Origin of the sequence: Sulfurospirillum diekertiae (assembly GCF_011769985.2) — a bacterium.
GTDB classification, from domain to species: Bacteria; Campylobacterota; Campylobacteria; order Campylobacterales; family Sulfurospirillaceae; genus Sulfurospirillum; species Sulfurospirillum diekertiae.
Genome location: NZ_CP039734.2, coordinates 2,603,508 through 2,617,305 on the forward strand (window position 1 = coordinate 2,603,508; position 13,798 = coordinate 2,617,305).

Consider the following 13,798-nt stretch of genomic DNA (forward strand, 5'->3'; position numbering starts at 1 on the left):
ACATGTAACCCCTCTCACTCCTCGATTTTCTGCATTCGATAATACAGCACTGGAATCACCAAAAGTGTCAAAATCGCCGAACTCACCACACCGCCGATCATTGGGGCGGCGATGCGTTGCATGACTTCGCTTCCGACACCGTTTAACCACATAATGGGCAAAAGTCCGCCAAGGATGGCAAAAACGGTCATCAGTTTAGGGCGAACCCTGAGCACTGCGCCTTCAAAGATGGCTTCTTGCACCGCTTCTTTGGTTTTATGCTTTACATGTAAAAGTGCTTCTTCAAGGTAGATGATCATCACGATCGCCGTTTCCACTGCAATGCCAATGAGCGCTAAAAAGCCTACAATGACGGCAATGGAGAGGTTAAAGTTGAGATAATCCACATACAAAAACCCACCTACAGCGGCAAGTGGCAAGGTCAAAAAGACCAAAAGCGCATTTTTAAACGAGCCTAGCCCTAAATAGATGAGCATAAATGTGACCAAAAGCGTGAGTGGAAGGATGAATTGCAAGCGCTCCATAGCACTCTCTAGGTACTCGCTCTCCCCCGCCCAACCGATGTAAAAGCCTGTTGGAAGCTCCACGCTCTCTTTGAGGATTTTGCTCGCTTCCTCTTTATAGGTTTTAGACGAAAAGCCCTCTTTCATGGTAATGTAGATGTAGTTGACTTTCTTGCCCATTTCGGACTTCAGCTCACTTGCCCCCACATCATAACTAAGATCTACAAAATGTCCAAGGCGTTGAAATCCATACGGTGTTTTGATGGTGAGTTCACTGATGGCACTCAGGTCTTTACGACTCTCCTCTTCCAACCTTAGTGTGATGGCATAACGCTCAATGCCTTGGTAAAGGGTAGTCACTTTTGAGCCGCCGATGGCACTGTCCACAAAGTTTAGAACATCATCTTTACTCAACCCATACGCGGCGATATTTTCAGGTTTGAGTGTCATATTGAGGTAGTAGCCACTGTTCGCTTTGTCCGCAAAAACACTTTTGGTTCCCTCATAGTTGGCAAGCACACTGGCAATTTTGTTCGCACTATCTTCTAGCGCTTGGTCATTGTCGCCATACAGTTTGATGCCAAGCGGTGTACGAATGCCAGTAATAAGCATGTCGATACGTCCGCGAATCGGGTATGTCCACGAGTTGACAAGCCCCGTCATTTGAAGCTGTTCGTTCATCTCATCTCTCAGCTTCTCATACGTCATACCCTCTCTCCACTGTTCTTTGGGCCCCAGCTGTATGATGGTTTCTATCATCGAAAGTGGAGCGGGGTCTGTTGCACTCTCTGCGCGCCCTGCTTTGGCAAAGGTGCTTTCCACTTCGGGAAAACTCTTGATGATCTCATTGCTTTTTTGCGCGTATTCCTTAGCGAGTTCGATGTTAATGCCAAAAGGAGTGACGGGCATATACATAAACGTCTGCTCATTCAGAGGTGGCATAAACTCCCAACGCTGTTTCGTAAAGGTATGATACCCCAACACCAAAAAGCCGATAAAAGCAACTATGGCGATATACCAAAAACGCATATGCAGTTTCAAAAGTGGCGCATAAACCCAGATAAAAAAGCGGTTGAGCGGATTTTTATGTTCTTCAAGAATTTTGCCTTTGACAAAATAAAGCATCAAAAGCGGAACCAGTGTGATGGAAAGCACCGCGCCAATGAGCATTGCAAAGGTTTTGGTGTACGCCAACGGCTTAAAGAGCGCACCCTCTTGCCCACTGAGCGTAAAGATAGGTAGAAAACTAACCACGATCAGCAACAGTGCAAAAAAGATCGGGCGTCCGACTTGTTTGGATGAAGCAATGATGATGGCTTTGCGCTCTTCCTCGCTTTTAGGCTCTCCGTGCGAAAGCTTTTTATGCACGTTTTCGATCATCACGATACACGCATCGACCATCGCACCAATGGCAATGGCAATGCCGCCCAAACTCATGATGTTCGACTCCAACCCAAAAAGCTTCATCGCCAAAAAGGTCAAAGCGATGGTAAGAGGTAGAACGATAATGACGACTAAAGCGCTTCTAAAATGAAGCAAAAAGAGCATCACAACGGCTAAAACAACGATGCTCTCTTCAAAAAGAGCGCGCTTAAGGTTGTTGATCGCTTTGGTGATGAGATCGCTCCTATCGTAGGTTGTGACCACTTCCACATCGTTTACATGTAACGATGCCAGCTTCTCTTTGACCGCTTGAATAACCTTGTACGCATTTTCTTTGTAGCGCACCACGACAACACCGCCAACGACTTCACCCTCACCGTTCAGCTCTGCCATACCACTACGATACGTTGGCACGATACGAGCATCTGCAATGTCGGAGAGTTTCAGAGGAATGCCATTCACCGTTTTGATGGTGATGCCTGCTATCTCGTCCAAAGAGCGCGCAAACCCTCTGGCTTGAACGATCTGCTCAAACCCATTTTCAAGCACGACTCGACCGCCGAGGTCATTGTTGTTTTTGGAAAGTGCATTCATCAGATCATCGATGCTGAGATCATATTTGTAGAGTGCATCTTGGTGCAATGTGATCTCATAGTCTTTGACATACCCACCCACACTGGCAACCTCACTGACCCCTTCAACACCCAAAAGGGCGTAACGGTAGAGGTAGTCTTGAATACTTCGAAGCTCCTCAAGACTGCGATTGTGAGACTTAAGTGCATACTCAAACGCCCAGCCAATGCCCGTGGCATCAGGTCCAAGCTTGATGGTCGCACTTTTAGGCGCGTTTTTAGAGACATTTTGAATGACTTCATTCACCCGATCCCTCGCCCAGTAAAGGTCAGTACCTTCTTCAAAAATGATGTAAACGATGGCGTTTTCATACGACGTAAACGCACGCACCGTTTTGGTTTTGGCTGTCGCTAGAAGGGCATTGGTCAGCTCATAAATGATCTGATCTTCGATGATTTTGGGTGACTGACCCAAATACTTGACATTGACGATGACTTGCGGTGGCGTAAGATCAGGCAAAGCGTCCAGTGGTGTCTGTCTGATCGCCCAGTACGACAAAAATGCACCAATGAGCAAAGCGATAAGAAGGAGTGCTTTGTTTTTGACACTCTTTTCAATGATGCTCTCGATCATTGCATTGCCCCGCCATTGTTTTGAGCATCGGCATCAAACATAAAGAGCGCGTTTGAGACAACCACATCGCCCTCTTTTAGCCCTGAGATAATCTCAAAAGTGTCATTATTAAGGCGTTTGGCTTCAATCTCTCTTGGCTCATACTCGCCCTCAAATTCACCTTTGACAAACACGCTCGTCTTCGCACCCTTTGTCATCACCGCACTTTTTGGAAGCGCTAAATACTCACGCTTGGCTGTCCCAAATCTCGCTTTGGCAAAGGCGTTTTCGTAGATTTCAAGGTCTTTATTGTCAATGACCAAGCGCACATCCACACTTTTTGTTTGCGGGTCAACTTTGGGGTAGATAAAGTCGATTTTGGCTTTGTAAGGCTTTGAATTCATATCAAAAAAGATGTCGGCACTTTGCGCACGTTTAACAAAATCAAGGTCTTTTTCATACACTTTGACGATAAGCCATAAGTTCGTGTAGTCACTGATCTCGTAGAGTTTCATCCCTTTGGGAACGAACGCACCTTGGTTGACTGCTTTTTGGGTTACGATGCCACTGTAGGGCGAAACAATGGTGATGCTTTCAGGTACATTTTTATCTGCGATGATCTTCTGGATGGTCTTCTCATCGACCCCTAAAAGTTTGAGCTTTTGCGTGATGCTCTGCACCATGCTGTCACTTTTAATGCGTAATGCGTTGATGAGTTCTAGTTCAGCAGTATAAATCTCTTGCGAGTAAAGCTTAGCGAGTGGTTCACCTTTTTTAACACTCGTAAAACTTTTGTTCACGTAAAGCGTTTCGATAAACGCGTCATAACGCAAGCTTACCTCTTTGACACTCTCTTCATTCGCTTTGGTGTAACCGTAAAACTCTTTGGCAGAGCCTTCCAACACTTTTTTCACTTCAATGGTTTTGACATTGAAAATCTGCTTGGCATCAAGCTGAGCGCCTAAAAGTAGGAGTGCTCCTAAAATGAGATGGGTGACTTTCATAGCTCGACTCCTAAAAGGGTGTAGATTTTGATGATAGACTCGTTATACGCAAACGTGTTAGCGTTGATCTGCTTTTGTGCTTCAATGATTTGCGTAAGTACATTGAGAAGGCTTAAGAGCGCGTCATTTTGAGACAGAGCCGTGCTTTGGAGCACTTCGTACATCTTCTCATTTTCATGTAATACCTCTTTTGCCAAAGAGATTTTGTCGTACTGCAACTCTTTGTTGAGAAGCTCGTCTCTTAGCTCAAACTGCAAGCTTTTATGCACCGACTGCACACTTTGTTCAGACGAGGCATGGGTGAGTGTGGCTTTTTGGATAGAGGCATTTTCTTTGCCATAAATCGGAAGCGGTACAGAAACGCCTAAAAAGGCATAATCATCTCTTCCTTGTCTTCGATTGTAGCCAAGCGTTACCGTGACATCGGGTGTTTTATTCGCTTTTTCATAACGTAAATTGAGCAGCTCTTTTTGGCTAATCATTATTTGGGTTTGAAGCTTCGGCGATTTTTCCAAAAGCTTCTCTTCATCACTGAGCGTGTAGGGCAATAGTCCATCATGTGTGCTCATCTCAGGCATATGCGCTACGATAATGCTCTCTAATTTTCGCTCTATAGAAGCTTTGTCACGAAGCAGTGTTTTTTTCTCGATGGCTAGATTTTTTTGCAAAATCGTATTGTTCAGGGTATCGACATAGTGCGCGCTGGTGGTGTTGTAAGCAAGGTGGGCGTTTTTAAGGTCTTCCAACACTTTTTCATACTTCATTACCAAAGCAAGGTCTTGATTGATGCGGATGTAACTTTGCTCCAACACACCAATTTCTTGTTGCATCTCTAATTTTTTGGTTTTAAGTTCCAGCTTTTTAATCGCCAAATCTTGCAAAGCAATCGACTCTTTAATGTCCAGTTTTCCACCCGTTGGAATTTTTTGAGAAAGGGAAATCGCCTCATTTTGGGCGTCTTTATCTCTTGTGAGAGGCTCATTTAAAAAGATGTCGTTGACCCCAAGAGAGAGCATAGGGTTTTCCCAAATCTTGCTTATATCAACCTCTTTTTCAAGTGCGCTCACTTCAGCTTCAAGTGCCTTTAACTCATAGTTATGCTCATACGCTAAAGAGGTCAACTCGCTTTGCGCCAAAGCGTAGCCCGAAAGGGCTACGAGCATGAAAATGACGCGTTTCATTAGAGATTTACGCTTGATTTTAAGCGTTGTTTTTTGCCATCACTGGTTTCGATGACGATGTTAAGCTGCCAAGTCCCGTTCATTGAAAACGTAACATGCGCCATATACGCGCCATTTACAAACATCGCCTCAGAGCTTTGCTCCATCGCTGGCATTCCCGGCATCGCTGGCATTGAAGCCGTGACGCTGACTTTCGCATCTTTGATCTCTTTGCCATTCTCTTTGACTTTGATGTTGATCATGTTCATGCCCTGAGAGAGTGGCTTCTCACTGCTATACTCAACTTCTAATGGCCCCGCCATTCCTTTTTTAGACAACGCCTCAGCGGCAAAAGCACCGCTTAGTCCCAACATCACCGCAAAAATCGCAACCAACAGCTTTTTCATCTGTACTCCTTGTAAAGTTATGCAAGCAGTATAGAGGGCGTATGTGGAATATTTGTGGAATGGAATATTATTAGCTTTTTATAATGTTTCTTGGTAAAATGTGATTAAACTATTCGTACGAGGAATTAATGCCAAATTACCGATACAATGGAACATTAGAGCTCAAGTTCTCAAATATTCAAGATCAAATAGACTTTTTTTCAGAATTAGGTTTTTCAGATATGGATAGTGATATTTCATGGTCTGATCCTATTGGCACTGTTATGTTAAAAGCTCATGCAGAAGCACATGAAATTACTATTGATGCTATCCCTTGTAATAGCTATATGAGAAACATGCTTACATTGGGTATTGATTATATCCCTACAAAACCTACTTACACTCCTATTGTCCAAATCAAAGGTCGTCACCAAACAGAGTACATCAGAGATTCTCTCACATCGACAATAATGAAGAATTTTTCTGCCCTTACAGAATCTTTTCAAATTGATTTACGAAGATACCTCAACTATATGTTTAGTGAATTGTTAAACAATGTGTCTGATCATTCGTTTAGCGATATTGGTGGTTTTGCTATGGCACAATATTATGAAACTCATAGAAAAGTGCAGTTTGCTATTGCTGATAAGGGATGTGGTTTTTTAGCCAACATTCAAGCCAAATTTCCAGAGATTCAAACTGAAGAAGATGCTATTTTAAAAGCAATGCAAAAAGCTGTAACAGCTTCAAAGAATTACGTTTACGGACAAACAAGAAATGCTGGCTTCGGACTATTTGCACTTGAAACTATTTTGAAGTATTCTAATGGAAATCTTATTATTATTTCAAACGATACGATGCTAAAAATGGATAGTAGCAATAAAACTATTCACAAATTACCAGTATCTTGGAATGGTGTTGTTGTAGCATTCGAATTTTTTGAAGAAAATACAAATTATAACTTTGAACAAATTCAACGTATTTGGGGAGCCGTTGAAGAAGGAGAAGAGGAAGATGATTTCTTCCTCTAAAAAGCATTATGCAGAAATTTTTCTACTTTCTCTTATCACGAGATTCAATAAAGATTTAATTTCTGCCGTTGCATTATTGAGCATAAGTTTATTTTTAATTAAATCAACGCCGTATGCTCTTACAAGAATTCCAACAATCTCATCTGCAAACGAATGAGATACGCCAGTCATACCGACAAAGTCAAGTGTTACTTTGTCACCTTTTTCTAAATTTGTTTTAAGAGCTTCCCTAATTTTGACACCACTGTCTCGTGAGCCAGCATAGTCAAAACCACCAATTTCATTTCTTACATTGATGACCATAATAGCTCCTTTCGTTATAAAAATTCAACACCTTTTAAGGTGTGCACGGCGGATTATAACACAATATTTCAACCAACTAGTTGAAAATAAAACAATACAATAATCCCATTTAACAACATAGCCTCACTTTAAACTTTCTCTCACAATTTCAACTTACGAAGCGGTTGGGGTTCATTCCAAAGGTAGCCTTGAAAGTAGTCGATACCCTGTTCTTGGCATGCTTCGTATATCTCAAAGTCGGAGACAAACTCAGCGACGGTTTCCATGCCTACTTTTTTGGCAAACGTCACAATAGCTTCGACTACGGCGCGATGTGTTGCATTTTTGGTGATATTTCGGATCAAAGAGCCATCGATTTTAATGTAATCCGCTTGCAATTTTGCCACGTATTCGAAGTTAGAATACCCCGTTCCAAAATCATCAATCGCGATTTTGACTCCTTGTTGTTTGAGTGTCGTTAAAAACGCAACCACCTCGGGGTGATTTTCAATGTGCTCACTCTCCACCAACTCTATTGTCAAGCGAGATCCCACCGAGTAGGCATACATCTTTTCTATAATGAAATTTGCCGTCTCTTGATCTAAAATGTCACTCAGCGTTAGATTGACCGAGAATTCCGCTTCTTTATCGGCAAAAAAGGCAAACGATTTTTCGATCACCACTTTGGTGATGCTGTTGTACAAATTGGCGCGTTTGGCTTGTTCTAGAAAATGATACGGCGAAATAACACCACCATTGGTACTTTTCATACGCACCAAACACTCAAACTTTTTGACTTTCCCACCTTGAATGCCTTGCGCATAGACTTCAAAGCGGTCTTTCAGCAGTGCTTGTCGTATGGCTTTCTGCCACTCCAAATCGGCCCTCGCATTGCTTGCGTTGGGGCGGCACAACGGCACACTTTCAGAGTCATAAATCACCATATCTTTTCCAATGCGTTTGGCTTGTTTGATCGCAAATTCGGCATTGAGAAAAAGATCAACATAGTCGATGGCAACACCCATGCGAATCGCTACGTAAATTTTCTCTTCTTCAATCTCAATCGGCGAATAACCAAAATACCACATACACGCATTGATAGCTTGTATAAACGCCTCTTTGCCGACCTCTTTTCCTGCAAGAACAGCAAAATTATCACCCCCTAAGTGGAAAACAACCGAATGAGGAAAACGCTTTTGCAAACGCTGTGAGATGATTTTTAAAATCTCATCGCCAATGGCATAGCCAAAAACATGGTTAAAATTCCAAAAGCCGTTGACGTTTAAAAGGGCAAGTTTGTTGGCATTGGAATGCTTCAAAGTATTGAGAAATCGCTGTCTATCGGGCAGTTCCGTTATGGGGCTAATGCGCCCGTAGGTTAATTCATATTTTATTTCTTTTTTCATAGGTTCTATCTCTTAACTGTAAAAATGAGTCTGTACCGTTTGGGCTTATTGTAAGATCAAACGAACGAATTTTAAAAGGTTTTTGTGAAATTCTTAGGATATTAGCAGCAACGCATGAGGCATAAAACAGGTGTTGTTCTTCCATGAAATGGGGCATGGTAAAATGTCATGGAGAACTCCTTGTTTTAAAATTGGTAAAATCATAGCACAAAGGTATTTTTATGTCAACTATATCTCCTTTTTTTATAATGTATGGTTTTTACGTTGCAAAAATTTTAGTGTATAATGAGCTTTATGAAAATCCTACTCCTAGAAGATGACCCAATTCTTAGCGAAATTATCGAAGAGTTTTTAGTCGAACATGATTTACATGTAAAGCTCTTTTATGACGGTAAAACAGCGCTTGATGCCATTTTCGAACATAAGTTTGACCTCTTGCTTCTTGACATCAATGTCCCAAGCCTTAATGGGTTTGAGCTTTTAAAAGAGATTAAAAATGCTCACATTAGCACGCCTGTCATCTTCATCACGTCACTGGATCAAATCAGCGATGTAAAAAAAGGATTTGCTCTAGGCGCGGAAGATTACCTCAAAAAACCGTTTGATCTTGAAGAGCTTTTGGTGCGCATTGAACGTACTAAAAAACTCCACAACATCGATACAAACGAGCGCATCACACTCACAAACGATCTCTTTTTTGATCCTTCTCATTACGAGATCATCACCTCCAAGACGTCGTATAAACTTCGCAAAAAAGAGGCGCAACTTTTAGAGTATTTTTTAAAACACAAAAACAGAGTACTGAGTTTTGAAGAGATCATCGAAGAGGTGTGGCGTTTTGAAGAAGTACCGACGTATGCAACCGTGCGTACTTACATCAAAAATCTTCGCAGTTACGGGCTTGAAGCGTTGATCGAAAATACTAAAGGGGTCGGTTATGTCTTTAAGCCATTATGAAAAACGCTCTCTCCTTCGTTTTTTACTGATTTATCTCATTTCGATTTATACGTTTATTTTCATTCTCGCAGGCATGTTTTACAGTATCGAGAAAAAAAATCTGTATGAAAACCATTCATTAAAGATGAATACCATCGCCTCTTCCATCTCGCACAAAATCATCACAGCGCATATGATGGAAGATGAAAAGTTGGTTCATTGTCTGCACCAAGGCTTTATAGAGCAGTGTTTTGATATCGAAAAAGGGTTTGAAATAGCGCTTTTTGGCGTAGGTCAAAAACCTTTACATGTAACGTTTGATGATGCACCTGATTTTACGAAAAAATTCTATCTCAAAGACAACAGCTTTTTTTATGTCGATGACAGCGTGCAACACCATCTTGGCGTGCAATACATTGTCATCAAAGAAAAACATATCTCACACCTTTTGAGTGCCATTTTATATGAAATTATTCTCTATCTTTTGCTCAGCCTTGCGTTTGCGACACTCTTGGGTTATGTGCTTGCAAAGCTCTTTTTAAAACCCATCAAAGCAGAAATTGAAACACTCGACACCTTTATCAAAGATTCAACGCATGAGCTCAACACACCGATTACGGCGATTTTGATGAGCATTAGCACGCTTAAAGATGTAGATGAAAAGAAACGAAAACGCATCGAACTGAGTGCCAAACGCATTGCAACTTTATATGGAAACCTCAGTTATATGCTTCTGCATGACAAACAAAACGAAGAAAAAACTGATGTTGATGTGAAAAAACTGATCGTTGAACGCCTCGAATACTTTGCGGATTTAATGACGAGTAAACAAATCGACTTAAGCCTAAAACTAGAAGAAAAATCTTTACATGTAAACGAAGAGAGCCTTACCAAACTCATCGACAACCTACTATCAAACGCCATCAAATACAACCGTTTTGAAGGAATCATCGAAGTGACATTGGACTTTGAAAAGCTCAGTGTCAAAGACAATGGTATCGGTATCAGCAACTCCAAACTAGGCGACATCACCAAACGCTACAAACGTGCAAACAGCGATAAAGGCGGCTTTGGCATCGGTTTAGACATCGTCAATACCATCTGCAAAAGCAATGGTTTTAAGCTTGAAATTATCTCCATGGAAACACAAGGTTCTACTTTTTCTATCTATTTCTAATTTATATTTTTCGTCATTTTTAGTTCTCTTAAACCAATCTTTCCTCAAAAAATCAGTTCCAAATTTTATACATTACTATTCTAATAAACATACTTGACAATACTCTAGTAAAATGCTATGATTCTAAAAATTAAAAAGGAGGCAACATGGTAGAGGATAAAAAACGTAGTATCGTCAAAGCAATTTCATGGAGATCACTCGGAACGGTTGATACCATGTTGATCAGTTTTATCGTCACAGGAAGTCCACTTGCTGCTGTGTCTATCGGTGGATTTGAGCTTATCACTAAAACGTTGCTCTATTACTTTCATGAGCGCGCATGGAACAAAATCGATTTTGGTCGAGAAAAAAATCAACTTGAGTATCAGATATGAGCCAAAACTATGAGGTAAAAGTCGCAGAAGCGATTAATTCACTGAAAGAACTTGTCGGAGCCAAAGCACTTAAAGTCACATTGGCATTTAGCCATCAAAATGAAGATGCGATAGCCATCTCTTTAGCGAAAAGAGCAGGGATTGATTTTGATCTTTTTACGCTTGAAACGCATAAACTTTTTCCTGAATCACTCGCGTATCAAAAAGAGATTGAAACTTTTTTTGGTGTAGCAATCAAGAGCTTTAGTGCGAGTGATGAAGCGATCAAAACACTCGAAACCAAAGTGGGAGAGTATGGCATTTACGATGACATAAATTTGCGTAAAGAGTGTTGTCATGTGCGTAAACTCATCCCTTTAGCACGGGCGCTTAAAGGGTATGATGGCTGGATCAGTGGTATTCGCATCGCACAGTCCATCACGCGAAGTGATACAAAGCTCGTCGAATTTGATGGTAAATTTGAACTCTTAAAGTTCAATCCTCTCACTTACTTTAGCGATGAAGAGGTTGATCGTTATATGGCTGAATTTGCTATACCTCAAAATGGCTTATATGCTAAAGGCTTTAAAAGTATCGGTTGTCAGCCGTGTACCAGAGCCATCAAAGAGGGCGAAGATATACGCGCAGGCAGATGGTGGTGGGAAAATCCCGAACATAAAGAGTGCGGATTGCATTTACATCAAAAGGACTGAATTTATGGATCATTTAGACAGACTCGAAGCTCAGAGTATTTACATTTTACGAGAAGCTTACAGAAGCTTCCCAAATCTTGCCATGCTTTGGAGCATCGGCAAAGACAGCACCGTACTCTTGTGGCTTACTCGAAAAGCATTTTTTGGACATGTGCCCTATCCATTGGTACACATTGATACAGCATTTAAAATCCCTGAGATGATCAAATACCGTGATGAAATCGCGATTCAATGGGACTTAAACTTAGTCGTTGGGCAAAACAAAGAAGCGCTTGCCAAAGGCGAAACCTTTGTGAATGGACTTGATCGTCTCAGTTGCTGTAAAAAGCTCAAAAGCGATGCACTCAAGTACACGTTAGATGGAACATGGGCACGCCGCAAATGGAATCCTTACAAAAAAGTATGGGAAGATGAGTTAAACGGAGCACCTTATACGGGCGTTATCGTGGGCGTAAGAGCCGATGAAGAGGGAAGTCGTTCTAAAGAGCGCGTTTTCTCAGCCAGAGATGAAAAAAGCGAATGGGACGCAAGCACGCAACCACCAGAGCTTTGGAATCAGTACAAAACGGACTTTGCGCCAGGAACTCATGTGCGCATTCACCCACTCTTAGAGTGGACGGAGCTGAACATTTGGGAGTATATTGAGAGGGAAAACATTCCTATTATCTCACTCTATTTTGATCAAGGCAATGGCAAACGTTACCGCTCTTTAGGTTGTTTTCCCTGCACCGCTCCTGTGGATTCTGTGGCATCTAACCCAAAAGAGATTATCGAAGAGCTCACAAGCGGGAAGTTTAAAGATATCGCGGAACGCTCAGGTCGCGCCCAAGATAAAGACGGCGGCGGCACACTTGAAGCACTCAGAAAAGAAGGATATATGTAATGCAAAGACTTAATATTGTCATCACAGGACACGTCGATCACGGTAAGAGTACGCTTATTGGAAGGCTTCTTGCCGACACCGACTCATTGCCACAAGGAAAACTAGAGAGTGTGAAAAAGATGTGTGAGAACAACGCACGTCCGTTTGAGTATGCCTTCTTGCTTGACGCACTGGCAGATGAGCAAAAACAAGGCATTACGATAGACAGTGCACGCGTCTTTTTTCAGAGTAAAAAACGTGAGTACATCATCATCGATGCTCCTGGTCACATCGAATTTTTGAAAAACATGATCAGCGGAGCGTCTCGCGCTGAGGCGGCATTGCTTCTCATCGACGCCAAAGAAGGAGTAGCGGAAAACTCCAAACGTCACGGTATGTTGCTCTCGCTTTTGGGCATCAAACAAGTGGCGATTGTGGTCAACAAAATGGACTTGGTAAACTTTAGTGAAATCGCCTTTACCAAACTCAAAGTCGAATACAGCGAATACTTGGCAACGCTTGGAATTAAAAGCGACATTTTTATCCCGATCAGTGCACGTGAAGGGGTCAATCTCATAGAGCATTCCGCCTCTACGCCTTGGTATAAAGGACCAACGGTTTTAGAAATTTTAGATAGTTTCAAAAGCGTGGAAGAAAAAGAGAATGATGACTTTAGAATGCCATTGCAAGATGTGTACAAGTTTACACGCGATAACGATGACAGACGCATTTATGCAGGAACCGTAACCAGTGGGGAATTACATGTAAACGATGAAGTCATCTTTTACCCCTCTTTGAAACGCTCACGTGTAGCGAGCATCGAGAGCTTTAACACGCCTGTTAAAAACAGTGTGAAAGAGAGCGAAGCGATTGGCTTTACGCTTCAAACACAAATTTATGTGCGCAATGGCGAAGTGGTAGCCCGTGCTGATCAAAGTGCACCAAAGGTGAGTAACCGCTTTGAAGCGAACCTTTTCTGGTTGGGCACTAAACCGTTGGAGTTGGATAAACCCTACAAGATCAAGATCGGCTCAGCCCAAAGCACCATCTATCTTGAAGAGATCAAACGTGTGATCGATGGCGATACGCTCGATCGTGCCAATGAGCCCAGTGTAGGTCGCCACGAAGCAGCATGTGTCATCTTTAGAGTCCATGATCTTTTGGCAATGGAACTTTTTGCCGAGAACCAAAAGCTCGGTCGTTTTGTCATTGTTGATGAGTACGACATCGCAGGCGGCGGGATTATCACCGAAGTGTTGGAGCAGTACACCACACGTCGTACCAAAGCGTTACATGTAAGCGATCTTTTGGTCGACAAAGCAAGTACCAATGCGGATTTTGAAGAGGAACTTTTTGCGCTCCTTCGTAAACATTTCCCGCATCAATTTCCGACGGATAATATCGGTTAATTTTAAAC

13 protein-coding genes are annotated in these 13,798 nt (G+C 42.0%); 7 read left to right on the forward strand and 6 right to left on the reverse strand.

Annotated features, from left to right (window positions below):
• Positions 1-14: 14 nt before the first annotated feature.
• The 4 genes from FA584_RS13400 to FA584_RS13415 are packed head-to-tail and all read right to left on the reverse strand — an operon-like array spanning position 15 to position 5,642.
• Entirely contained in the window at positions 15-3,092 is a 3,078-nt protein-coding gene (locus tag FA584_RS13400; RefSeq protein ID WP_167749792.1) for an efflux RND transporter permease subunit, read from the reverse strand.
• Positions 3,089-4,075 carry an efflux RND transporter periplasmic adaptor subunit gene (locus FA584_RS13405; protein WP_167749793.1) on the reverse strand — a complete coding sequence of 329 codons (987 nt, stop codon included), beginning with the start codon at positions 4,073-4,075 and terminating at the stop codon, positions 3,089-3,091. The genes FA584_RS13400 and FA584_RS13405 overlap by 4 nt, the downstream gene beginning before the upstream one ends.
• Positions 4,072-5,256, reverse strand: a complete 1,185-nt coding sequence (locus FA584_RS13410) for a TolC family protein (protein WP_096047635.1) — start codon at positions 5,254-5,256, stop codon at positions 4,072-4,074. Before FA584_RS13410 ends, FA584_RS13405 begins: the two co-directional genes overlap by 4 nt.
• Entirely contained in the window at positions 5,256-5,642 is a 387-nt protein-coding gene (locus FA584_RS13415; protein ID WP_167749794.1) for a FixH family protein, read from the reverse strand. The genes FA584_RS13410 and FA584_RS13415 overlap by 1 nt, the downstream gene beginning before the upstream one ends.
• Before the next feature lie 128 nt (positions 5,643-5,770).
• On the opposite strand from FA584_RS13415, the gene FA584_RS13420 reads away from it, so the two are divergent.
• Complete coding sequence (locus tag FA584_RS13420; RefSeq protein ID WP_167749795.1) at positions 5,771-6,652, forward strand: hypothetical protein; 882 nt, start codon at positions 5,771-5,773, stop codon at positions 6,650-6,652.
• 6 nt (positions 6,653-6,658) lie between these two features.
• Here FA584_RS13420 and FA584_RS13425 read toward each other — a convergent pair whose 3' ends face one another.
• Entirely contained in the window at positions 6,659-6,955 is a 297-nt protein-coding gene (locus FA584_RS13425; RefSeq protein WP_167749796.1) for an STAS-like domain-containing protein, read from the reverse strand.
• 140 nt (positions 6,956-7,095) lie between these two features.
• Positions 7,096-8,340 carry an EAL domain-containing protein gene (locus FA584_RS13430; protein WP_167749797.1) on the reverse strand — a complete coding sequence of 415 codons (1,245 nt, stop codon included), beginning with the start codon at positions 8,338-8,340 and terminating at the stop codon, positions 7,096-7,098.
• Between the two features lie 294 nt (positions 8,341-8,634).
• Between FA584_RS13430 and FA584_RS13435 the strand changes: the two genes are divergently transcribed.
• The 6 genes from FA584_RS13435 (at position 8,635) to FA584_RS13460 (ending at position 13,790) form a co-directional block, all read left to right on the forward strand.
• Positions 8,635-9,297, forward strand: coding sequence for a response regulator transcription factor (locus FA584_RS13435; RefSeq protein WP_167749798.1), 663 nt, complete (start codon positions 8,635-8,637; stop codon positions 9,295-9,297).
• Positions 9,278-10,453, forward strand: coding sequence for a sensor histidine kinase (locus FA584_RS13440; RefSeq protein ID WP_167749799.1), 1,176 nt, complete (start codon positions 9,278-9,280; stop codon positions 10,451-10,453). The genes FA584_RS13435 and FA584_RS13440 overlap by 20 nt, the downstream gene beginning before the upstream one ends.
• Positions 10,454-10,599: 146 nt before the next feature.
• Complete coding sequence (locus FA584_RS13445; RefSeq protein WP_096047641.1) at positions 10,600-10,827, forward strand: DUF2061 domain-containing protein; 228 nt, start codon at positions 10,600-10,602, stop codon at positions 10,825-10,827.
• Positions 10,824-11,519 (forward strand): phosphoadenylyl-sulfate reductase, encoded by a 696-nt coding sequence (locus FA584_RS13450; protein ID WP_167749800.1) that lies wholly within the window; start codon positions 10,824-10,826, stop codon positions 11,517-11,519. Before FA584_RS13445 ends, FA584_RS13450 begins: the two co-directional genes overlap by 4 nt.
• A 4-nt stretch (positions 11,520-11,523) precedes the next feature.
• Positions 11,524-12,402, forward strand: coding sequence for a sulfate adenylyltransferase subunit CysD (gene cysD, locus FA584_RS13455; protein WP_096047643.1), 879 nt, complete (start codon positions 11,524-11,526; stop codon positions 12,400-12,402).
• Positions 12,402-13,790: a sulfate adenylyltransferase subunit 1 gene (locus tag FA584_RS13460; protein WP_167749801.1), complete on the forward strand. Its 1,389-nt coding sequence runs from the start codon at positions 12,402-12,404 to the stop codon at positions 13,788-13,790. The genes cysD and FA584_RS13460 overlap by 1 nt, the downstream gene beginning before the upstream one ends.
• Positions 13,791-13,798 lie beyond the last annotated feature (8 nt).

Coding starts and splice junctions, on each gene's coding strand:
- FA584_RS13400 (WP_167749792.1), bottom strand. CDS start 3,092: ATGATCGAGAGCATCATTGAAAAGAGTGTCAAAAACAAAGCACTCCTT.
- FA584_RS13405 (WP_167749793.1), bottom strand. CDS start 4,075: ATGAAAGTCACCCATCTCATTTTAGGAGCACTCCTACTTTTAGGCGCT.
- FA584_RS13410 (WP_096047635.1), bottom strand. CDS start 5,256: ATGAAACGCGTCATTTTCATGCTCGTAGCCCTTTCGGGCTACGCTTTG.
- FA584_RS13415 (WP_167749794.1), bottom strand. CDS start 5,642: ATGAAAAAGCTGTTGGTTGCGATTTTTGCGGTGATGTTGGGACTAAGC.
- FA584_RS13420 (WP_167749795.1), top strand. CDS start 5,771: ATGCCAAATTACCGATACAATGGAACATTAGAGCTCAAGTTCTCAAAT.
- FA584_RS13425 (WP_167749796.1), bottom strand. CDS start 6,955: ATGGTCATCAATGTAAGAAATGAAATTGGTGGTTTTGACTATGCTGGC.
- FA584_RS13430 (WP_167749797.1), bottom strand. CDS start 8,340: ATGAAAAAAGAAATAAAATATGAATTAACCTACGGGCGCATTAGCCCC.
- FA584_RS13435 (WP_167749798.1), top strand. CDS start 8,635: ATGAAAATCCTACTCCTAGAAGATGACCCAATTCTTAGCGAAATTATC.
- FA584_RS13440 (WP_167749799.1), top strand. CDS start 9,278: ATGTCTTTAAGCCATTATGAAAAACGCTCTCTCCTTCGTTTTTTACTG.
- FA584_RS13445 (WP_096047641.1), top strand. CDS start 10,600: ATGGTAGAGGATAAAAAACGTAGTATCGTCAAAGCAATTTCATGGAGA.
- FA584_RS13450 (WP_167749800.1), top strand. CDS start 10,824: ATGAGCCAAAACTATGAGGTAAAAGTCGCAGAAGCGATTAATTCACTG.
- cysD (WP_096047643.1), top strand. CDS start 11,524: ATGGATCATTTAGACAGACTCGAAGCTCAGAGTATTTACATTTTACGA.
- FA584_RS13460 (WP_167749801.1), top strand. CDS start 12,402: ATGCAAAGACTTAATATTGTCATCACAGGACACGTCGATCACGGTAAG.